Source organism: Mucilaginibacter sp. Mucisp86 (assembly GCF_047324315.1).
Classification (GTDB): Bacteria; Bacteroidota; Bacteroidia; order Sphingobacteriales; family Sphingobacteriaceae; genus Mucilaginibacter.
This window is the reverse complement of the sequence record NZ_CP168503.1, coordinates 6484902-6507126: the sequence shown is the minus strand read 5'-3', so window position 1 is coordinate 6507126 and position 22225 is coordinate 6484902. Positions and strand designations below refer to the sequence as shown.

General features: G+C 42.0%; 19 protein-coding genes and 1 tRNA gene. 8 read left to right on the top strand and 12 right to left on the bottom strand.

The genetic code is table 11. From position 1 onward, the window contains the following. Positions 1–108 precede the first annotated feature (108 nt). A complete protein-coding gene (coaD, locus tag ACEN9X_RS27040; RefSeq protein WP_114937978.1) occupies positions 109–570 on the top strand; it encodes a pantetheine-phosphate adenylyltransferase in 462 nt (153 codons plus the stop codon). Here coaD and ACEN9X_RS27035 read toward each other — a convergent pair. Next, complete coding sequence (locus ACEN9X_RS27035) at positions 539–1177, bottom strand: NUDIX domain-containing protein (RefSeq protein WP_110582603.1); 639 nt, start codon at positions 1175–1177, stop codon at positions 539–541. The two genes, coaD and ACEN9X_RS27035, sit on opposite strands and share 32 nt — an antisense overlap. Here ACEN9X_RS27035 and pyrE point away from each other — a divergent pair. From pyrE to ACEN9X_RS27020, 3 genes are all read left to right on the top strand, one after another. After that, positions 1176–1835: an orotate phosphoribosyltransferase gene (pyrE, locus tag ACEN9X_RS27030; RefSeq protein WP_413668093.1), complete on the top strand. Its 660-nt coding sequence runs from the start codon at positions 1176–1178 to the stop codon at positions 1833–1835. The two genes, ACEN9X_RS27035 and pyrE, sit on opposite strands and share 2 nt — an antisense overlap. 96 nt (positions 1836–1931) lie before the next feature. Then, a complete protein-coding gene (locus tag ACEN9X_RS27025) occupies positions 1932–2327 on the top strand; it encodes an SRPBCC family protein (protein WP_413668092.1) in 396 nt (131 codons plus the stop codon). Between the two features lie 374 nt (positions 2328–2701). Further along, the gene (locus ACEN9X_RS27020) at positions 2702–4330 is read left to right on the top strand and encodes an ABC-F family ATP-binding cassette domain-containing protein (RefSeq protein ID WP_413668091.1); all 1629 of its coding nucleotides are present in this window, start codon (positions 2702–2704) and stop codon (positions 4328–4330) included. A 73-nt stretch (positions 4331–4403) separates the two neighbouring features. On the opposite strand, the gene ACEN9X_RS27015 is transcribed toward ACEN9X_RS27020, so the two are convergent. Continuing rightward, the gene (locus ACEN9X_RS27015; RefSeq protein ID WP_413668090.1) at positions 4404–4574 is read right to left on the bottom strand and encodes a hypothetical protein; all 171 of its coding nucleotides are present in this window, start codon (positions 4572–4574) and stop codon (positions 4404–4406) included. A gap of 266 nt (positions 4575–4840) precedes the next feature. On the opposite strand from ACEN9X_RS27015, the gene ACEN9X_RS27010 reads away from it, so the two are divergent. Both ACEN9X_RS27010 and ACEN9X_RS27005 read left to right on the top strand, forming a co-directional pair. Beyond that, positions 4841–4913: transfer RNA gene (locus ACEN9X_RS27010), tRNA-Lys, on the top strand. A 182-nt stretch (positions 4914–5095) separates the two neighbouring features. Beyond that, complete coding sequence (locus ACEN9X_RS27005; RefSeq protein ID WP_413668089.1) at positions 5096–8749, top strand: ABC transporter permease; 3654 nt, start codon at positions 5096–5098, stop codon at positions 8747–8749. Between the two features lie 301 nt (positions 8750–9050). Here the strand turns inward: ACEN9X_RS27005 and ACEN9X_RS27000 are convergent, their stop codons facing one another. Beyond that, on the bottom strand, positions 9051–12209 hold the full coding sequence (locus tag ACEN9X_RS27000; protein WP_413668088.1) for an ABC transporter permease: 3159 nt from the start codon (positions 12207–12209) through the stop codon (positions 9051–9053). Between ACEN9X_RS27000 and ACEN9X_RS26995 the strand changes: the two genes are divergently transcribed. After that, entirely contained in the window at positions 12197–12532 is a 336-nt protein-coding gene (locus ACEN9X_RS26995) for a hypothetical protein (protein ID WP_413668087.1), read from the top strand. The two genes, ACEN9X_RS27000 and ACEN9X_RS26995, sit on opposite strands and share 13 nt — an antisense overlap. A gap of 360 nt (positions 12533–12892) precedes the next feature. Here ACEN9X_RS26995 and ACEN9X_RS26990 read toward each other — a convergent pair whose 3' ends face one another. The 7 genes from ACEN9X_RS26990 to ACEN9X_RS26960 form a co-directional block, all read right to left on the bottom strand. Beyond that, positions 12893–13117, bottom strand: coding sequence for a hypothetical protein (locus ACEN9X_RS26990; protein ID WP_413668086.1), 225 nt, complete (start codon positions 13115–13117; stop codon positions 12893–12895). Continuing rightward, the gene (locus ACEN9X_RS26985) at positions 13114–13293 is read right to left on the bottom strand and encodes a hypothetical protein (protein ID WP_413668085.1); all 180 of its coding nucleotides are present in this window, start codon (positions 13291–13293) and stop codon (positions 13114–13116) included. Before ACEN9X_RS26985 ends, ACEN9X_RS26990 begins: the two co-directional genes overlap by 4 nt. A gap of 5 nt (positions 13294–13298) precedes the next feature. Then, positions 13299–15494, bottom strand: a complete 2196-nt coding sequence (locus tag ACEN9X_RS26980; protein WP_413668084.1) for a multicopper oxidase domain-containing protein — start codon at positions 15492–15494, stop codon at positions 13299–13301. A 45-nt stretch (positions 15495–15539) separates the two neighbouring features. Further along, the gene (locus ACEN9X_RS26975; protein WP_413668083.1) at positions 15540–16022 is read right to left on the bottom strand and encodes a DUF3347 domain-containing protein; all 483 of its coding nucleotides are present in this window, start codon (positions 16020–16022) and stop codon (positions 15540–15542) included. A 136-nt stretch (positions 16023–16158) separates the two neighbouring features. After that, entirely contained in the window at positions 16159–16560 is a 402-nt protein-coding gene (locus ACEN9X_RS26970; RefSeq protein WP_413668082.1) for an HYC_CC_PP family protein, read from the bottom strand. A 400-nt stretch (positions 16561–16960) separates the two neighbouring features. Beyond that, positions 16961–17998, bottom strand: a complete 1038-nt coding sequence (gene adhP, locus ACEN9X_RS26965) for an alcohol dehydrogenase AdhP (protein ID WP_413668081.1) — start codon at positions 17996–17998, stop codon at positions 16961–16963. A gap of 33 nt (positions 17999–18031) precedes the next feature. Further along, a complete protein-coding gene (locus ACEN9X_RS26960) occupies positions 18032–18889 on the bottom strand; it encodes a universal stress protein (RefSeq protein ID WP_413668080.1) in 858 nt (285 codons plus the stop codon). Between the two features lie 364 nt (positions 18890–19253). On the opposite strand from ACEN9X_RS26960, the gene ACEN9X_RS26955 reads away from it, so the two are divergent. Continuing rightward, positions 19254–19628: a hypothetical protein gene (locus tag ACEN9X_RS26955; RefSeq protein ID WP_413668079.1), complete on the top strand. Its 375-nt coding sequence runs from the start codon at positions 19254–19256 to the stop codon at positions 19626–19628. Positions 19629–19838: 210 nt separating this feature from the next. Here ACEN9X_RS26955 and ACEN9X_RS26950 read toward each other — a convergent pair whose 3' ends face one another. Then, positions 19839–21038, bottom strand: coding sequence for a Gfo/Idh/MocA family protein (locus ACEN9X_RS26950; protein ID WP_413668078.1), 1200 nt, complete (start codon positions 21036–21038; stop codon positions 19839–19841). After that, on the bottom strand, positions 21031–22074 hold the full coding sequence (locus ACEN9X_RS26945; RefSeq protein ID WP_413668077.1) for an FAD:protein FMN transferase: 1044 nt from the start codon (positions 22072–22074) through the stop codon (positions 21031–21033). Before ACEN9X_RS26945 ends, ACEN9X_RS26950 begins: the two co-directional genes overlap by 8 nt. Positions 22075–22225: the final 151 nt, after the last annotated feature.

The window sequence follows — 22225 nt, the reverse complement described above, 5'->3', positions numbered from 1 at the left end:
TCATTAGGTGAATGGTTTATACACTGTGGGTTTAATTAAATACAGATAAAAGATAAAAAACAACTGTGCATTTAACTAACCCAATCAACTATTCACTAATTTTACTGCATGAAGATAGCCCTGTTTCCAGGTTCATTTGATCCCATCACAAAAGCGCATGTTGATATCGTAAAACGATCTGTTGAGCTGTTTGATAAGTTTTATATAGGCATAGGTGTAAACAGCAGCAAGAAAGGCCTCTTGACAATTGAACAGCGGGAGCAGATGATCAGGGCTGTTTTTGAGCACGATGAGCGGATCCATGTAATAGCGTACGAAGGACTTACCGTAGATTTTTGCAAAAGCATAGGTGCGGCCTACATGATCAGAGGGATCCGTACAGTATCTGACTTTGAGTACGAAAAAGCCATAGCCCAGATGAACCATTCGCTGGCACCCGATATTGAAAGCATATTTATTGTAAGCAAGCCAGGATATTCGTCCATAAGCTCAACCATTGTGCGCGAAATCATCCGCTATAATGGCGATGTAAGCCAGTTTATTCCGAAAGAGGCATTACCTTATTTGTAACCAGCTTTTCTTTATGCAGCACATCCATGATGGATGGAAAAGTATTTTCAACTATCGGTTCAATATGATGGTGCTCAAACCAGCGCACATCGGTAATACCTTCTTCTTTTTGAGGTTTTAGCTTTTCTTTGCCTTTGCTTTTCATTGCAAACCAATGCGTTTTTTTAAGTACTACCTCGCCTCGGTTAACATAAACATGGTAGGTTTTACAAATTTTTTCGCCGAGCTCGCTTACTTTTATGCCGCACTCCTCCTCTACCTCACGCACCGCAGCTTCTTTTACCTTTTCGTCTTTTTCAATTTTGCCTTTGGGTAAATCCCATTTATCATTACGATAAATGAACAAATATTGCCCCTTAGTGTTCATAACCAGCCCGCCTGCCGCTTCAATTAGTGTAATATTTTTCTTAACAGCTTTAAAATACACCTTAGCATTGGCTGTTTTTATATAGAACAATTTGTTGGGGTTAGCGAGGATCCAGGTATATATAATTTTAAGATCAAATGTCTCTGCATCAAGCCTTTCAAAATTATCCGCATGCTTTGGTTCAGATTCTGTGAGCAGGATAACCTTTTCGTTAATATAAATTCTGTATTTTTGAGCCATGTTTACTAATAATGAGATCGAACAACAAGTAGCCGAATTCCTGCTGCAAATTAAAGCAATTAAATTACAACCCAATAATCCTTTTACATGGGCATCGGGCTGGAAATCTCCAATTTACTGCGATAACCGCGTTACCCTTTCTCATCCAACCATTCGTACTTATATCAGGCAGCAATTAGTTGCAGCTATTCAGGATAAATTCGGATCAGTTGGCTGTATTGCGGGTGTAGCAACTGCAGGCATTCCGCAAGGTGCATTAGTAGCACAGGAATTAGGCCTTCCTTTTATTTATGTGCGTTCAAAACCTAAAGAACATGGTACCGGCAGTATGATTGAGGGTGATGCTCCTACTACCTCAGGCAAACGTGTTGTGGTTATTGAAGATCTGCTTTCCACCGGAAAAAGCAGCCTACAGGCTGTTGAAGCTTTGCGTGCCGCTGGTTATGACGTTGCCGGCCTTGCTGCCATATTTACCTATGGCTTTGATATTGCCGACGAAAATTTCAAACAGGCCAATTGCCCTTATGTAACCCTGTCAAACTACAACGCGCTTATTAAATATGCCGAGGAGCATCAATTTATTAATGAGAAAGATGTAAACCTGCTTAAACAATGGCGCGAAAATCCATCAACCTGGGGCGAAATAGCAGCAAGTTAATACAGCTGAGTTTTTTTAGATTTATATGATTACGTTGATTTTTTACAAAACGTATAATCTGTCTCAAATCTCACGTCTAATATCTCATATCTGTTCATGAATACATTTACCAGTACTATCAGCATTAACAAGCCTTTAACAGAGGTTTATAATTTTTTGGCCGATTTTAATAATCACAAGCAGCTAATGCCCGATAACATCCAGGAGTGGACATCTACCCGGGATGAGGCGCGTTTCAGCATTCAGAACATGGCTAAACTTGCTTTGAAAATTGATGAACGTACTACAAATGAGCTGATAAGGATTATCCCCGCGGAGAAACCTCCTTTTAATCTTGAACTAAAATGGTCGTTATCTTTCAATAACGACCATACCGATATTTTATTCACCATTAATGCAGAACTTAGCATGATGATGAAGATGCTGGCATCTGGTCCGCTTCAAAAACTGGCCGACCATGAAACACAGAGTTTGCTTAATATTTTAAGTTAACTCCTGCAGCATCATAACAAAGTTTATTAGTATACTTTGCGTTTTTGTGTATTGTTAATGGCTATTACCACATTGATGATAATTAAACCTATAATTAAAGCTCCCATGACCATTGTTAAATATTTTTAGTAATTGTTATATCAGTTATTAGTCAAAGGCTGTACCATTATGAATAATTGGCGAAATGTCCCTTTAAAACGGCAGAAACGCACTTTTAGTCTGTAATCAATTATCATTTCTGTGTAATTGTATTCCCACGAAATAAATTATGGGGAAAATTGCTGCTCAAAAAAATTCCCCATTTATAATATCGGCACCTGATATCGTTAAAATGAAGATTTTAACGTACTTTTGCGCCAAATTAGAGGTGCAGCATGATCACGGTATCCAATCTTTCTTTACGTTACGGTAAGCGTACTTTATTTGAAGACGTTAACCTGAAATTTACACAAGGCAACTGTTATGGCATTATTGGCGCCAATGGTGCCGGTAAATCTACATTCCTGAAAATTCTTTCGGGCGATATTGACCCAACCAGCGGTTCGGTGAGCTTTACTCCCGGCGAGCGCATGGCTGTTTTAAGTCAAAACCATTACGCTTTTGACGAATTTACAGTTCTCGAAACTGTAATGATGGGCCATAAGGAAATGTATGCTGTAATGAAAGAAAAGGACGCCATTTACCTCAAGGAAGATTTTAGCGATGCCGATGGCGAACGTGCCGGTGAGCTGGAAAACCTTTTTGCCGAAATGGATGGATGGAACGCCGAAAGCAACGCCGCTACCCTACTAAGCAACCTTGGTATTAAAGAGGAATTTCACTACCAGTTGGTTAAAGACCTTGATAACACGCAAAAAGTACGCGTGTTGTTAGCACAAGCTCTTTTTGGTAAACCAGATATTCTGTTACTGGATGAGCCTACCAACGATTTGGACATCCACACCATTAGCTGGCTGGAAGATTTCCTGGCCTCATATGAAGCTATCGTACTGGTAGTATCGCATGACAGGCACTTCCTTGATACCGTATGTACCCACGTGGTAGATATCGACTTTGGTAAAATGACCATTTATACCGGTAACTACACCTTCTGGTATGAATCAAGCCAGTTGGCCCTTAAACAACGTGCTGAACAAAACAAGAAAGCCGAAGATAAAGTTAAAGAACTTCAGGAGTTTATCCGCAGGTTTAGCGCCAACGCCTCAAAATCAAAGCAGGCAACCAGCCGTAAAAAAGCTTTGGATAAGATCAACCTGGATGAGATCCAGCCATCAAACCGTAAATATCCTGGCATCATATTCAACAACCTGGGCCGTGAAGCCGGCGATCAGATCCTGACCGTTGAAAATCTGGGCAAAACATTGAATGGCGAAGTGCTGTTTAACAACATTACCTTCACGGTAAACAAAGGCGACAAAATCTCCATCCTGTCGCAAAATAGTTTGGCAACCACTGCCTTCTATAATATTTTGACAGGCCGTGATAAAGATTTTACCGGCACCTTCAAATGGGGTGTAACTATTAATGCCGCAGATATCCCTAACGATAGCAGCGAATATTTTGATGGTAAAAATGATAATCTGATCGACTGGCTGCGTGAATATTCACCTGGCGAAAAAGATGACCAGTTTATCCGCGGCTTTTTAGGCAGGATGCTTTTTTCGGGCGAAGAGGTTATGAAAAAATGCAGTGTACTTTCGGGTGGTGAAAAAATGCGCTGTATGTTTAGCCGCATGATGCTGCAGCAAGCCAACCTTTTGATGTTTGATGAGCCGACCAACCACCTTGACCTGGAATCTATCACTGCGCTTAACAATGGCATGAAAGACTTCCGTGGTACAATACTGTTTACCTCCCGAGATCATGAGTTAGTTGAAACAGTAGCTAACCGTATTGTTGAATTAACACCGGGCGGTTACATCGACAAGTTGATGACCTACGATGAATACATCAATAGTCCCGTGGTACAAAAACAACAGGAAGACTTATACGCTGCTGTATAATAAAAATACAACATTGAAAAGGTCCGGTAGTATTACACTACCGGACCTTTATATTTTATAGCTTACCATAAGTTTACCCCAACAGCCTGAATTCGAGTTGATTGATAGTAGACTCGTCACTATAAAGGTAAAAATGATCTTTGGTATAAGAATATTGAACATTTAAACCATTTTGGGAGATAAAGTCTTTAACAACGCTTTCATACTGCAGCTTGTTAATTTTGAGTAATTTTCTTTTTTTCATAAGGAGTAGATGTTAAGTTTTACAATTTAAGCAGCATTCATTGAAATTCCAATAAAAAAATCAATATTTTGTTATGAAGTTATTACTAAATCTATTTAGCAAGATCCGGTATTAGTAAAAATACCGGATAACATTCGCAAAAGTTTACTGCTGATGCTAAATTATTTTACAATGAGTCAATCAAAATAATTGTTAACAAAGGCTGTTTTTCACAGCTTAAAAGAAAATAATTCGCATATTTGCAACCCTACCAAAATCCGGTACATGACTCCGTAGCTCAGCTGGTAGAGCAAATGACTCTTAATCATTGGGTCGAGAGTTCGAATCTCTCCGGGGTCACTTTTTCAAGCAAGTTGTCAATATTATTGGCAACTTTTTTTATGCCTTCGTTTCTGATAAATAGGAGAGCATAAAGGAGTGTTTCCAATTACAACTAACCCAAGCTTTAATCAATAAACCATTGAATTAGTTTCAATATTTTCTTAGGTTTGGAAAAGCGACAAAATGCCTAAACTCAATTAATGCCCTTTATACTCCATATAACCTTTTATGATATTGCGTTTTTTGGGGCTGTATTTATCAGCTTAACGCTATCGTTATTTCTATGGATCGCCCCTAACCAGAACCAGTCTGCAAACCGTTGGCTAGCAATTTTAATGGTTGCTGTTGCTTTGTGGATAATCCGGATTTTAACAATTGACATTGGCCTCGTGACGCGCATTCCATTATGGAACCGTCTGAACTTTTGGCTGCCAATGACTTTTGGCCCTTTAATCTACTTTTACGTGCGTCAGATAACCCGGCCCAGGTATGTCTTCAAACGCAAGGATCTTCTGCACTTCATTCCTATTGTGCCGGAATTGGGTGCTCAGGTATTTGCTGTAATACAAAACATTGAGACGGATAACGTAATTTACAACCACCTCAACTTAATCTTACAATTATTGGCATTCCTGTCAATTACTATCTATTTATTTCTATGTCACGTACAAATTGATCGTTTTTACCAGGAAAAACAATTTCGAGCGGGAGACCGCTACCGCAATGGGTTGTTATGGTTAGATCGCTTGCTTGCCGGGTTAGCTTTGGGGTGGCTCTTATGGATACCGTTTACCGCTGTTGACTTTTTTTACTATCGTTATGAATTAACCGTACAGCATTATTATCCTTTATATCTTCTGTTGATATCCATCATCATTGGGTTGGCAGGGAAGAGTCATTTAAAAGCAGAAACCTCCGACACAACTTATTTTAACCTAAAGCCATTATTACCGGCAAATCTGAAGCAAAAAGGTTCCTGGTTAAAACTCGAAGTTAAAGATAAAGCATATTACCGCGATGCAGAACTAAGCCTGACCTCGCTTGCTGAAAAACTCGAAATGCATACGCATGAAGTATCCCGAATCATTAATTCGGTTTTCAAAAAAAGCTTCAACGATTTTATTAATGAATACCGTGTGCGTGAGATTGTAATCAAAATGCAGGATCCCTCTTACGATCATATTACCTTGCTCGGTCTTGCATATGAATCGGGCTTTAATTCACAAAGTAGCTTTCACCGCGTTTTCAAACAATTTACCGGTAAAACCCCGCTGGAATATAAAAATCATCTTCAAAAAGTTCTCCCATCTTATAATTTGAGAGGTTTCAACCAATCTATGCCGTTAATATTGAACCATGTAAGCCCTCTGGGGGTGGCACGTGAAACATTAACTGGAAACTATATGATAAAAAGCTATTTTAAGATTGCATTCCGTGGATTTTGGAGGCATAAGTTATTTACACTGATCAATGTTATCGGTTTATCCATCGGTATAAGTGCAGCACTGGCAATTTTTGTCATTGTAAAGTTTGATTTTGGTTTTGATAAGTTTCACCCTGATGGAGAAAGGATTTATCGGGTTGTGACAGACTTCTCATTCATGGATAAAGTTGTAGCACAGCTTGGGAAAGTAAACGGCCCACTTCCCGCCGCAATCAAGGATGAAGTTACAGGTATAAAAACAATCGGATCCTTTTTGGAAATGAAAGAAACTAATGTATTGATCCCAGGGCAAACGTCAATACCTAAAAAATTCAAGAACGAAAGTAACATAGTTCTAACAGATGCTGGGTATTTTAATCTGTTCAATTACAAGTGGCTTGCCGGTTCACCAGTAACCGCTCTTCACAATCCTAATGAGGTAGTTCTTACCTCCGGGCAAGCAGGCAAATATTTCCCTAATATACCCGTTAATCAATTATTAGGAAAAACTGTCATATATGACAGTATCAAGACTACCGTTTCTGGGATAGTACAAACCCCTTATCAAAATACAGATTTGTATTTTAAAGATTTCATATCTTCCGCTACTTGTTTAAATAATACCAACATGAAGGCAATGGCCCGCCTAACAGAATGGCCGGGTGCTGTATGGCAGCTTTTTATTAAAACAAATGAAGGTGCCAATGTCGCCGCAATCGAAACGCAGATTAACGATGTTTTGAAAAAGCACAACAATGAATTAAGACCCGGAGACAAACAGATTGAACATTTGCAGGCATTGCGCGATTTACATTTTGACCCCGTGTATGCCAATTTCGAAAAGGGGCGACGAGCAAGCAAAAGTACATTATATGGACTACAAGTTGTTGCTGGTTTCCTGTTACTGCTTGGCTGCATCAATTTTATAAATCTTTCCACAGCAAAGGCCTCGATGAGAGCCAAAGAGATCGGTATTCGTAAGACAATGGGTAGCAGTCGTTCACAGCTCGTTATACAGTTTTTAAGTGAAACTTTTTTATTGACGCTTGGTGCTATTGTTATCGCATTAATTTTAACGCCAATAATCCTGAAACTTTTCTCGGATTTTATTCCTGTTGGTATATCATTGAATTACCTGGACACTAAATTGATCTTATTCTTGATCATGTTGCTCATGGGAGTAACTTTTTTAGCCGGTCTGTATCCGGCAATCATCCTTTCAGGATATAGGCCTATTTCTGTTTTGAACGGTGCGCATAACGCAAACTCGGTGAACAATAGTAGCACTTTGTTTCGAAAATCACTTTCGGTTATTCAATTTATGATCGCTTTGTTCTTTGTAATGGTAAGCCTATTGGTTAACAAACAGGTTTATTATGCACTTCATAAAGATATGGGATTCAGAAAAGATGCGATCATTAACCTGAATACGCCTATTAATATGAGGAATACAAATAAACAGCAGCTCTTTAAAAATAAAATCATCAGCATACCTCATATAGAAATGATAAGTACGGGAAGTGAACCACCGGCGGATGAGCGTATCGGTACCTGGGAGTTAAGTTACAACGATGGCAAGAAGGAAATCAAGACAACTGTACAGCAGAGAAATGGTGATGAAAACTACCTTAAAGTTTATAATATAAAACTTTTGGCAGGTCGAAATTTGCAGCCAGCAGATTCTATGACAGCTGTGTTAGTGAACGAAACTTATGCGCGGATCATTGGCTTTCAAAAACCGGAAAACGCTATTGGGGCTTCTTTTGATTACGAAGGGAATAAAAGAACGATTGTTGGGGTAGTCGCAGATTTTCATCAGACATCAATTCGGGATGCAATTGCTCCAGTTTCAATACAAGCTGCCCATTACCGATTTAATGACAGCTTTTTTCATATTCTGTTAAAGCCTCATGTTTTGGGAAGCAATGATTGGGAGGAGGCTATTAGCGGTATAAAAAAAGCGTGGAATGAGATTTATCCGGATGTTGAATTTGACTACCATTTTTTTGATGATGAGATCGCTCATTTTTATCAGAACGACCAACGCACCTCCAAACTTCTCGGTTGGGCATCGGGGCTTTCAATATTGATTAGTTGCTTGGGGGTATTTGCGCTCACACTATTCAATGTTAATCGGCGTACAAAAGAAATTGGCATCAGGAAGATTATGGGCGCATCAATATCGAATATAATCAGATTGCTTTTGTCGGAAATTGCCTGGTTGATTTGTTTGTCGTTTATTTTGGTTACGCCACTTGCCTGGTTGGCGATGAACAAATGGTTACAAAATTTTGCTGACCGGACTTCGATAAGCTGGTGGATCTTTATTTTAAGCGGGACGGGGATGTTACTTATTGGGCTCTTTGCTTCATCTCTTCAAACAGTCAGGGCCGCTATTGTTAATCCTGTAAAAAGCCTGAGAAATGATTAATTTGTGCGATCATAAATTAATGATCGAATACTACGTTATGAATATCAATCTAAAAGGGCAATTGGATATCATTTCACCATCATATAAATCGTGCATCGGTTATAGGTCTAAATCTATTAATAAACGCAAATCAGATGGGAAATAGTTCGAAATTTGTAAAGTAGGGTCACTTTTTTAGGCAAGTTGTCAATATTATCGGCAACTTTTTTTATGATTCAACATTACTATATACCCGACTAACATTGCCGGCTCCTAATATCATTTCAACGCCAACGCTGCCGCTAAATAAATATTGGGATTCTCACTCCGTCCGCAAACTCTTCACCGGTTTACCGATGGCTGCTTTAATCGCCTGGAAACAAACGGTAAGCAATGCTACAAAAATGATTGCCATGCAACCTATACCAAAAAACCACCATTCAATAGTTATCCTGTATGCATAGGCCTGTAGCCATTTGCTCATTAACCACCATGTTATTGGAGTTGAAATAAATAAAGCTAATACAACAAGCCTAAAAAAATCTTTCGAAATCAGGCTGATGATAGTTGAAACAGATGCCCCCAGCACTTTGCGGATACCGATCTCTTTGGTGCGATTGGCAACTGTAAGCGCTGAAAGTCCCAGTAACCCCAGGCATCCTAACAAGATGGCGATTCCACTAACCCAGCTAATAATATTTCCCAACCTGGTTTCTGCTTTATAGAAGCGGTTGATATCTTCGTCGAGAAAATTATATTCTAAGGGGTAATCGGGCGCAATTTTTTTCCATGCGGATTGTACCACATTCAAAGTTTTTGACTGATCACCCGGTTGAAGGCGCACATAAAGAAAATTGGGGCTTTCCCCGCTTCTTTTAAACTGATGAAACAACGCGGGTGCTACACGATCTGTAAGAGGCTCATAGTTAAAATCACGAACAACGCCTATCACCGTCGGATTTTTAAAGCTCAGCTCACCATAGCCTTCCAATCGGCGGCCGGTACAGTTTTCGGGCTTCCATCCCAATTCATTCATCATGGATTCATTAATAATGACAGCGTTTACGGTATCTGAAGCTATTGTCGGGTTAAAATTTCGTCCCACAAGCAGTTGCATTCCCAGGGTGGGTATATAATCGGGGTCGATATGAAATTGTTTTGTATTGACAGGCTTGCCCTGGTAACTAAAGTCTGTGAAACTCGTCCCTTCATGGTCACCGAGGCCATTATCGGCGCCGGTCAAGCTCGAAACGCCGGGATATCCGGACATTTCCTGTTTAAAGAGAGGCAGCAAGTGTTTCGTATTTGGCACGCCTAACGTCTGCAAAACAAGCACATTCTGTTTATTAAAACCTGGGTTTCTTAATTCCATGTAGCGTAATTGCTGCGTGATGATTATGGCAGAAACAATAAGCGTGGCGGAAAGTACAAACTGAAAAGTGACCAATGCCTTTGTGAAAAAATTGGCTCCGCCAAACTTGATTTTAGCCTTCAACACATCCACTGTATTAAAACCTGACAATATTAAAGCAGGGTAGCATCCGGAAAGCAGACCAACAATTAGTACTAAGCCGGCAATGAGACCCGTTAGCTGTGGGAATTGCACAAAAGAGAAACTCAGCTCCCTGCCCGACAATTGATTGAAGTAAGGTAAAAGCAGGTATGCAAGTGCCAGGCCTATCAGCGTCGAAAAAAAAGCGAGCATTAATGATTCTGTTAAAAACTGAACTACTAAAGCCTTTTTGGTGCCGCCAATAACTTTGCGGACGCCTACCTCTTTTGCGCGATTTGCTGAACGGCCTATGGAAAGCGTTGTAAAATTAATACAGGCGATTAATAATACACCGGCAGCGATACTTAGTAATATCCAAATCGATTTTGGATCGACAGGCGGGATCTTAATACCTACCAACGCCGGGCTTGTGTGCACATCCTTGATTGGCATCAGGTTATACCCGCCCGATCCTGCATCTGGAAAATGCCTGTGCCAGAAATTGGCCAACAACTTATTGTTATTTGCCAGTGTGCTTCCGGGCTTTAGCTGAACCACGGTGACAAAAATGTTCATCCACCAGTCATGTGCACCCATCTTCCCTGACTTTGTGTTACCAAAACAATCAAAGTTGACAAGCATGCTGTATTGAAAGGAAGAATTAGATGGCGGATTTTCAGCTATAGCCGTAACCGTAAAAGTTTCAAACACATCGCCAATCTTTACCTGGAATGATTGACCAATGGCATTTGTTTTACCAAATAACCTATTAGCGGTTTCTTCGGTTAAAACCATACTGTGCAAACCACTGATAGCCGATTTGGCATTCCCGTATTTAAATTTAAACGAAAAAACATTGAAGAACGAGGAATCGGCGTAGGCTATGTTCTCCCGTCTCGCCTCATTTTTTACTTTTATAAATGTTTCATAGGGCTGAATATAACGGACATAGTTCGCCACTCCCGGCAGCTCCTGTTTCATAGCAGGGCCCAGAGGCATTGGGGTGTAAATTGTTCCTGCAAGTGCCTTTATATTTTCCTTCCCATTTTTATCCAAAACAAGGTAGGTATTAGCAGCATTTTTATGGAAACCATCAAAACTAAATTCATTGATGGCATAAAGCATAAATAGACTGAAACAGGCTATTCCAACAGATAAGCCAAATATGTTAATGAACGACAACGTTTTTTGTTTAGCCAATGTGCGAAGGGCTATTTTCAAATAGTTTCTAAACATATAATTGCGGTTTAATATTACAGGGGCCCTATTTGGCGGGCTTCCTGAACGCAATATTACCGCCTGCAAGTGTGATGGAATGGCCAACTTATCATTTGGCAACTCTTTCTTCAGGCCGTTCTTGTATTCTGCCGGGGTTTTGCCGGTCATCTCTTTGAAAACGCGGTTGAAAGTTCGTTGAGAATTAAACCCCGACTCGTAGGCTATTCCCAGTAACGTGAGATGGACGTGTGCCGGGTCCCGCATCTTCCGGGCAGTTTCACGAACCCTGAACTCATTAATAAAGTCGTTAAAGTTTTTTCCCATTCCAACATTAATAATTCGTGATAAATCGTGCGGATGGATATTCAGCTTTACTGCCAGGGTGGTCAACGTCAATTCGGCATCCTCGTAAAAACGGTTTAAGGCTACAGCTTCCTTTAGTCTGCGGCTTTTTTCCTTTGCAGTATATCTATCTGTTAGCGGCATGGTCATTTCTGTGCCTTTATCCCATTTTAGCATCACTTCGGCGGCTACGCCAATAAGTACAAAAGCAACGATAAAACTCGAAGCGTCGTTAAACAGCCATAACACGCAAAGAAAGCCGAGCAGGTGAATGGCCTTTTCCAATCGGCGGAAGGCAAAGCGCGACCTATCCATTAGCACTGGCTGCAAGTGGCTATAAAAATGCTGGATTAACTGGTGCGACAGGTATAAATAAATAACAACAGATATTAGCACCAGCCAGCCGGGCATCCAATATGCAACCAACAAAGGGCAAAAATGAAGGAGATCATTTCGGCGAAATTTTAGTTTTGGAGACGTTAGCTGCCGTACATAAAGATAGAGCAACGGTCCCAGCGCCGGTAAAAAAAACGGCGAAAGCCCGCCAGTCTTCATTACAATTACAGTTAAAGCGGCACTTAGAAACAGATTGGCTCTTTGGTCTTGCCTTTTTGCGAAAGTCAAAAGCAATGCAAGCGTCAATCCCGAAAACAGGGTTGCCATGGCAGTCACGTGGGAAAAGTCAGTATGGAGTATATCAGGGTTCAAGTTATTTAATAAGTTCAGGCACTGTTCCAAATTTACAATATTGATCTATACAAATGACGTACATCATCACTCCGATGTATTATATCTTTAAGTTAAGCATTCCAAGTCGTTTCATATATCCAAATCCGCCATTAGACTTAAATCAGATAGAAAATAGTTCGAAATTTGTAAGGTACGGGACCTTCAATTGTTTGCCTTTAGTAGTTTTTGGAGCCTCTATTAATTCAAAACAGCGTTTCTTCGGTTCGTCAGGGTCCTTTTCCTTCAGGTTGTCTGTTTTGACATCCATGATATGCTCACCATGTACACATCAGAAGGCATCAGTTGAACCAGCTGTTCGAGCTCGCGGGAAGTGCCTGCCATCAATTTCATTTCGATCCAATGGCCCAGCAGCACGATGAAGGTCAGCGTGCCTGGCTCCAAACAAAGAAATCCATCCCCTTTAACCCAAAAACGGCGGCGGCACTGTATCCCTTGGTAGCCGTTATGACAAAACAGATCAGCGTCATCATACCCGGATTTTTGCCTCTTATTTCCGAAAGCCAGTAGCCGCCATAAGCGATATAATACCGGAGAGCGCAAAAAGGACATACTGGCTTCCCGGAAAACCCATCTGTAAATGCAGTCATTGCCGGATCATTTGGGGTAAAAGCAATATGGGCACCGTTAGTACCAATACTACATAAAAACGTATCCGAAAATCGGCGATCATGCTACTATGATCATGACCTGCGTGCGCCATGTGCTGGTGAGCCATAGTATTTTCTTCGTAGTGATGTTCATGCGGATGTTCCATATTGCTCATTTATTTTAATAGGTCAGGGTTAAGCCTGCGCCCAGTCCCATATCGCTGTCATAATGACTGGAAACAGAAAAGCTTTTATTTACGATATACCGTAGTCCCGTGCTGTATTCTTTATCGGTATTGCCCACGATAGAGAACCTCAGCCTGCTGGTTAAGGCAATATCCTCGCGCCCCAGCTGAAACCTTAACTTTCCATTGCCATCGATACGCGCGTCAGCGACAAACAACATGGGTAGCGTATAAGCCAGACCGGCGACTACCGTATGGCGGTTGTTTTTGTTACTGATTTGTCCGAACAGGTTTTTCTCCGGTTCATTAGTCTTTTTGTAATGATAGTCGAAGCCGGTATAGGCATACAACCATTGCATCCGGCCAAAGTAACGCCCTAACATGGTTTCGCTTTCGTAGCCCTTTGTGGCATTAATGCCCAGGTGCCACATCGTGGAGAATTTCCAGCGGGTGTTGGCCAAAGCGGCATTGCCGTCACTGCCGTTCGTCTCTAAACCGGCCTTAGCGGAGGCGTAAAACCGGCGGTCGTCAGCCGCGACTTTTTTAAATCCGGCTACAGGATCGGGCACTTCGGGATTTGCGGGCGAATTTTCGTAACTGAAGATACGCCCCATGCCGCTCATCATGTGGTACAGGATATGACAGTGAAAGAACCAGTCGCCGCTTTCGGTCGCACGGAACTCGATGGTATCACGCTCCATCGGCATGATGTCCAGCGTATTCTTGAGCGGCGAATATTCTCCTTGCCCGTTCAACACCCTAAAGTAGTGGCCGTGCAGGTGCATCGGGTGGCGCATCATGGTATTGTTGTATAAAATGATGCGCACATTTTCGCCTTGCTTGATCAATATTTTATCGGATTCGGAAACGGTTTTATTATTGATCGACCATACATAGCGGTTCATGTTGCCCGTCAGCTCAAAGTTGAGCACTTTGGTAGGGCCTTCGGGCAGCGTAGTGGTATGAACTGCCCTTAGCATCCCGTAGTTCAGCGTCACCGGCGGTTCGCCTTCACCGATCTCCGGATACATGACGGTGTTCATATCCATCACCTGGTTGGTCATTTTCATGCCTTCCATTTCTTTCATATTGCCGTGCATGTCCATCATGCTGTTCATCATGTTCATGCCGTCGAAGTATTTCAGTTTCGGCAATTTCTGAGCCGGATGCTTTGGCCCGCTACCCAACCACAATGAGGTATTTTTAGTACGATCTTCGGGAGTAGCCAGAAACTCATAGCTGCCGTCTTGGGGTATGGTGACCATAACATCGTAGGTTTCCGCGACTCCCACAATCATACGGTCAACCTCCACCGGCTGTACATCTTCGCCATCATTGGCTACGACTTTCAGTTTGCCACCAGCCCAGCCCAGCCAGAAATAAGTGGACGAACTGCCGTTGATCACCCGCAATCTCACCTGATCACCCGCCTTGAATTGCCGGGCGGTATTTTCAGCTTTGCCATTACTAAAAAAGCGGTCATAATACACATCGCTCACATCCATAGCCGTCATTCTTTTCCACTCGTTGGTGAGTTTTGTACTTAAATGTCCGGTTTGGATGGCCTGCAGATAATTCTGTGTACTGCCTTTGCGGATCGCGTACCAATCAGAAGCGTTATGCAACCTGCGCTGTACTTGCTCCGGGTTCTCATCGGTCCAGTCACTGAGCAGCAAAGTATATTCCTTCGTCAGTGAAGGCTGCTTTTCATGGATGATGAACGCGCCATACAAACCGCTTTGTTCCTGGGTCATGGTATGCGAATGATACCAGTAGGTGCCGTGTTGCACTAATGGGAACTTAAATAAATGCGTCTGTCCGGCTTGGATCGGCGTTGTGGTCAGATAGGAAACGCCGTCATAGCGATTAGGAAGGATTAGCCCGTGCCAGTGGATGGAGGTTTCCATCATCATTTCGTTGTGCACATAGATCTCGGCGGTATCGCCTTCAGTAAATTCAAGCGCGGGTGCAGGAATGCTGCCGTTAATGGCCATCGCCGGCCGCGCTTTGCCGGTATAATTGACTGTGGTATCATTAATATAAAGGTGATAGATCTCCCGCTTCCCAATCCTGGTGTAAAGCGGGAGATGTTTGCCTTTGTTCATGTTGCGTCCCATGCCCATCATGGCATGTTGGGCAAAGGTGCTTTGCAACAGGAGCAAAAGGAATAAGAATAAAATTAACTTCTTCATCGTAGTATAAAAAAAGGCCGTAGCTTGCACCCCGGCCCTCTGAAATTATTTTGCTGCGGGCAATGTTTCTTTCATTTCGCCGCAGGTTAACATTTGATTACCATAGTAAGGGTTTTTGATGGCCAGAGATTCGCTGAGCCAGTACGATTTTTTCATCGGACAGTAGTCGCGGTAAACCGGTGCGCTGTTAAACTTACCGTTTTTGACCAGCGTATACAGGTTTTCCGACAAGCTGGCAAAATGTTCCCGCTGGTGGGCAATATTATCGCTCTCGCCGATGTGCCGGGCATCAAACAGTAATTTGTCTTTTTGCGCCTCGGTCATCTGATCGGCTGGAACAGCATTTACCGCACTTTGAAATTCTTTGGCCCTGGTATTGGTCGTGGCCGCATCACCACTGATCAGCGCATTTTTTACGCCGTAATAAGCGGTCAATACCGCGTTTTTCGAGACATTGGTTTGTGCTTTTACTTGAATGGCTGAAAGCAGCGCGATAAAAGCGCATACAAAAATTTGAAGCTTTTTCATGTTTTGAAATAGTACAATAAGTGAATATCAATTGTCTGCCAGGCAGACAATTATTGATTAAAGAAGTTTTGTTGCAGGTTAGGTAACTATATAAGTCACATCTTTCTTCAGAACGAAGAAATCAAAAAAAGGAAAATCAGATACGAAAATTGCGGTTGCGGAGAAAAACGGGAATTGCCGCTACAGGTGGCGGTGCCTTGTTCACGGGATACTCAACGGTAACCGAAGGCAAATGATAGCCGACCCAAGCACAAGACGGAAATGCCGGAAGAATCACGGCACTTGTTCCTAAAGTGACCTGGGTGTAAGTAACCGCGCCGCTTTTCTCGGATTTCAACTGCTGGTGTTTATCCGTACAGCATTTTTTTGTCGCCTTTTCCTTCAGCGGCATACCACAGGTATGGCATTTTTCATTATGACTGTGCCATAAAGAAACCTTGATCAGCTTGCCCATGCAGTATTGGTAATGCAGGGTTGCCCCGGAAGAAACTCCGAGATACAACAGGGCTAAAAAGGTTACAAACAGCTTTTTGATCACGATACAAATATTAGGAATAAAACGAACAAATGTTTACATAATTATCAATACTTTTTATATTTAATTAATATTTAAAACACAGCTGATGGCGCAAATCTAAGATTAACCTGCGATATGATTGTGATGCCTGTTACTTTTTACGTGCAACTGATCAATGATTTATTTCGCAGGCGTCTGTTTATTTGCTAAAAGCGCTCATCCTATTCCTGACAACAGACGCTATCCTCTTAGTGTTTGCGCAAACGGAGCCGAAAAGGGTTCCGGCAACGAAGATTCATATCAATAAAAAACGCAAGATCCACAATCATAGAGGCCACCTGCTATGGCCCGCTATGGAACAATAAAATCGATACTGCCATAAAGACCATAGCGTCACTTTTGAGTTAGTTAAGCATTCAACTTACCCCGGGTTGGCTATATCCAGCACCGTTCTGCCCTCTATTTCACCTGCTTTCATCCTGTCAAATACCTGGTTAATATCATCCAGATTGGCGGTATGAACAGTGGCTTTCACTTTACCGTCGAGTGCAAATTCAATGGCTTCCTGCATATCTTTCCTGGTGCCTACGATAGAACCACGAATAGTGTACCGGTTTAAAACAGATTCAAAAATCGGCAGCTCGAAATCGCCTTTGGGGAGCCCGTTTAACGCTATGGTACCTTTTTTCCTTAACACCGAGATCCCCTGCTTAATGGCAACTGGTGAAACTGCTGTTACTAACACGCCATGCATCCCCCCTGTATTTTTTTTCAGGAATTCTCCCGGATCCTGATTGAGGGCATTTACCGTTAAATCGGCACCCAAATCTTTTGCTAATTGCAGTTTATCGTCTGCTATATCAATGGCAGCCACATGCATGCCCATAGCCCTGGCATATTGAACAGCGAGGTGCCCTAACCCGCCAATGCCCGATATGGCAATCCATTCGCCGGGTTTAGCTTCTGTTTCTTTTATGCCTTTATAAACTGTAACGCCAGCACAAATAATAGGTGCCATCTCAATGAAGTTTGCATTAGCGGGAAAATGGGCTACATAACGCGAGTCCGCAATTAAATATTCCGCAAAGCCCCCATCTACGCTGTACCCTCCGTTCTGTTGAGAATCGCAAAGCGTTTCCCAGCCAGTTATACAAAATTCGCAGCATCCGCAGGCGCTGTACAGCCATGGCACTCCCACAATATCACCTTCCTTAACATTTTTCACACCGTTACCGAGTGCAGCTACATAGCCAATGGCCTCATGCCCGGGGATCAGAGGCATTTTGGGCTTTACGGGCCAGTCTCCCTCACAGGCGTGCAAATCGGTGTGGCATACGCCGCAAGCCATAACTTTTACCAATATTTGGTTTTCGCCCGGTTCTTTCACGGGCATTTCCTCAATTTGAAGCGGTTGACCAAATTGATGGACCACCGCGGCTTTCATTGTTTTAGGCAGCATCTCTTTACTTTTTATTGATTGACGGTGAACGGCTTACTTTTTAGAAGGAAATACCAACAGCGGAATATTGAGGCGACCGGCCATTTTTTCGCTATGACTGCTTTTCAATAAGCGGTAAATTAAACTATGCGGCCGATGCACCATTACCAGCATATCAACCTGCCCGTGTTCGCAAAGCCAGCTTAAACCAGCTTCAACATGGCTGTTTCGTACACTGCGATAATAGATATTCGGATAATTGGCTTTATTCGAAACCTCAGTCATAAAGTCACTAATATTTTTTCTTAATTCCTCCGGCAGTGTTTCGCCATCATATATATGTGTCAGCAAAATTTCAGCACCTAATATTCTGGCAAAAGGTATTAAGTGAAATAAACTTTCAAGATCATTTTTGGGGTCGGTAAAATCTGTAGCGAACGCTATTTTTTTAAGTGGCACAAAACGGGTTTCCGGCGAGATGAGCATTAAAGGTTTGGTAGTAGCTTCGATCATGTTCTTACAATGATTGCCTAATAAAAAACTGTTCATACCCTCACCATGCGTTCCTATCACCACAAGGTCAATGAGGTTATTTTCGGCATAGCTTTCTACTACATCGGCTACGGTTCCGGATTCGTTTTTGAGTGCAATTGCCGGTTTAAACCCGTCTGGCCGGGCGTTTTTTTCCAGGTCTGATTTAAGGTTTTCGAGTTCGCAGGTACTTCCAAACAGTAATAAATCATGATCGTCCATAGGCCATACCAACACACCTGATTGCGGTGTTTCTGCAGGAACAATTACCGCGTTACAGAGTACCATATCAGCTTTAATCTGTTTGGCCAAATCATAACCATATTCAGCAGCATGCCTTGCATTAGCTGAAAAATCGGTAGCAACAAGCAGTGTTTTCATGTTTTGAGTGTGATTGTTTTACATCACAAAATTGCCTGTTTTTGCAGGTGGAGATAATGACTTCCGTCACCATTCCGCGTGATTCAAAACCCAAAACAAACTGGAGTAAACACATCCAACTTAGTACGCTCTGCAAGTTCGACATGACACGTTTAGCCGGATTGGATACCAATGGATGAGGTTGACAGGCTTAACATAAACTAGAAAGCAAGATTATAAATAATTAAAAATCAAATAAATAAACAATAACAAGATTAACATTGAATCCTTTGTTCAAGAAAGATTTATAAACTTTATGATATCAATCAATTAAAAAAGTGACGATGGTCATTTTTTTAAACGGGCTGATGGCTACCCTTATAGTATGGAACAAATCAGTGTAAAACAAACCTCTCCCCTTCACCACGAATGGCTGCGCTGGCTTGATTTTTATCATTTTGAGCTGTTTCTTATCCAGGAACAACTGGACGAAGTAGCTGAAGACCGTGCAGACAAGGATATCTTAGAAAGAGCCAAACATTTTAAAGACCGGCTAACTATTTGCAAAAACGATATCGATAGATTGAGAAACCGGGTCCGCGAAAATCTTGCCCGTCTGGCAATCGAAATAGCAGATGAAACCAATATTGAATACACACTTAAGGCGTTCGAAATTTTAAATCAGGAATGCCTGTCACAACAGCAATCGGTTAATGAATTAAAAAAAGAATTCAATCATTTTAACACTGAATTAGTCTAAAGCCAACTCGCATATAAGTAAAAAACGCAATCAAAAATTGATCAATACCATTTTTAAACTACACATGATTATTCCGTGCACCCTGCCGATGTAACCGGCAAAATGTATCAGTCCGGCTACCATTACCGAATTTGCTGGTGATCCTATCTTGCCCGCATTAGTTTTCAGGCTTCAGTCCGCTAAATGCACCTGAAAGTTCCATAAACCGGATCAAATATTGGAATATTCGCTTTTCCAGCTAACTATTTCCTTGTTGTACAAAGCTTTATTAGCCAGATGGACACATATAGCTGTCCGGGCGCCAGTATAGATATTGGAATCCGGTAATTTGCCTGAACGTACTTTTTCATAAAAGTCATTCAGGGCATACCAGGTGCCATCTTTGGTGGGCTCGGGTAAAATTGGCGTGCCGCCTTCTTTATTCCAGGTAATACGGGTAGCACCGGTAACCCCATCAACCACGCCCTTTTCCTTTAGCAATTGCTTTTCGGGATAAAACATGCCCTGATCGGTTAGCAGGGATACAGTTCCTTGTGTCCCTTTAATCTTGAACAAAAAACCATCCCGTGCGTTACCGCATGTTGCACCAAAGTTACCAATCATGCCTTGCTGGGGATATCGCAGCATAACCTGTACATTATCGTAAGTTTCGCGTCCATCCTTAAAAACATCAATGCCTCCTGTAGCCTGAAAATCTGACGGATTGGTATCAAATGCCCAATTAATAAAATCAATCTGATGTGATAATAGCTCGGCCATCAGGCCTCCTGAATATTCTTTGTACATGCGCCAGTTGATTTGTCTTTCCAGCGATGGATCCGGTACCGGCCTACGCCAATTGCCATTACGGTCCCAACGGCAATCAATCTGGGTTATTTTGCCCAGGTAGCCCTTATTGATCATCTCTTTCACCCTGTAATAAAGCGGCGAATAACGATACTGGTGCCCTATCTGTACTGTTTGTTTAGGCTTGCTTTTTGCCAGCTTTACCAGTTCCAGCGCTTGTTCAATATTGTAAGTCATCGTCTTTTCGAGATACAGGTGTTTGCCCGCATTAAGCGCATCCACAGCTATTGCATAGTGCATATTAAGCGGCACCGCAACCAATACCGCATCAACGGAATTATCATCTAACAGGCGCCGGTAATCAGCGTAGCTTTTATAAGGTTTATCTTTACTTAGTTTTTGTGCTTCGGACAGGCGAAAATCCAAAACATCACAAATGGCAACAATCTTAAATTTATCGGGCGACTGGTTGATTATCTGCATTACGCCTTTGCCCCTGTCCCCGCAACCAATAACACCAATTTTTATTACTTCCGCATCATCGGCTTTAGCAAAATCTATATTACCCAATAATAACCCTCCTGCTATCAGTCCGGTATTTGCAACAAAAGTTCTTCTATTCATTTTGTAGTTTCATATGGCTTTTAAACCCGGCAGTTACGGTATCGGCGACCATTCCATCAGGTTTTTTGTAAATAATGTATGCCCCAATATCTGTTCTATTATTCAAAAAACGAAGTGTTTTTTTTAAACCCATGGCAATAAAGCCATTATCATACCCGTCGGCTGTGATACCGTCTTTTGCCCAAACAGTAACACTGATCATTTCATTTTGGGTTGGGTAACCGGTTTTAGGATCCATGATATGCGAAATTTGCCTACCGCCGGCCTCTAAATGCTTACGGTAATTACCTGATGTGGTTACCGCGCCATTACCCGGTTCAATAATTTTACGTAAGGGGCCGGGGTTTATATCATTCCCGTCAATAGCTTCAATACCTATTTTAAATTGCTCACCACCTGGCTTATGGCCTTTTATGCGCAGTTCGCCGCCTATTTCAGCTAAATAATTATAAACATGGTGCTGTTCACACAAATTACCAAGCAGGTCGGCAGCATAGCCCTGGGCAATGCCGTTCAGGTCTACCTGTACACCCGGCGTTTTCTTGTGCAGAAAATTCCCTTTCAGCCAGATTTTATCACTGCCTACGTCTTTAAGTATACTTTTTACTTCCGCATCATTTGGGAAGATTTTCGGCTTTTTCACGCCGAAACCCCATGCGTCAACCAGGGGCTTTACGGTAATATCAACAACGCCGCCGGTAGCACGGTTTATCTCCAAAGCTTTTTTAACCAGCAGCTTAAAATGGCTATCAATGACTATACCTTTTGCTGACAGGTTAAACCTGCAGATTAACGAGGTAGGCTTATATAAGGATACAGATTGATCCAGTTGCGCCAGTAAGCTATCAGTTTGTTTCTGTGTAATTACGCTGTCGACAGCATAATAGGTAACCTGGTAAGTTGTTCCCTGCGAATAGCCTTCGATGTGAAATTTATTGGGACGGCCCTGCCCAAAAACATGCGTCCCGCCTGTCAAAAAGCATATTATGGCGATAGCAGCAACCCATTTGTTTTTAATATTTAAATATTTTACCATTTACAATAACCTCTTGCTATTTTCGTCAAACATAGCTTTTCCACCGGTATCTATGGTCATAATGTTTGTAATAGCTTGATGACAACCTGCTTCAAGGTGTGCAGCAATAGGTGATTTTATACTCTAAATGGTTCCTTGCCAGAGGCTATAG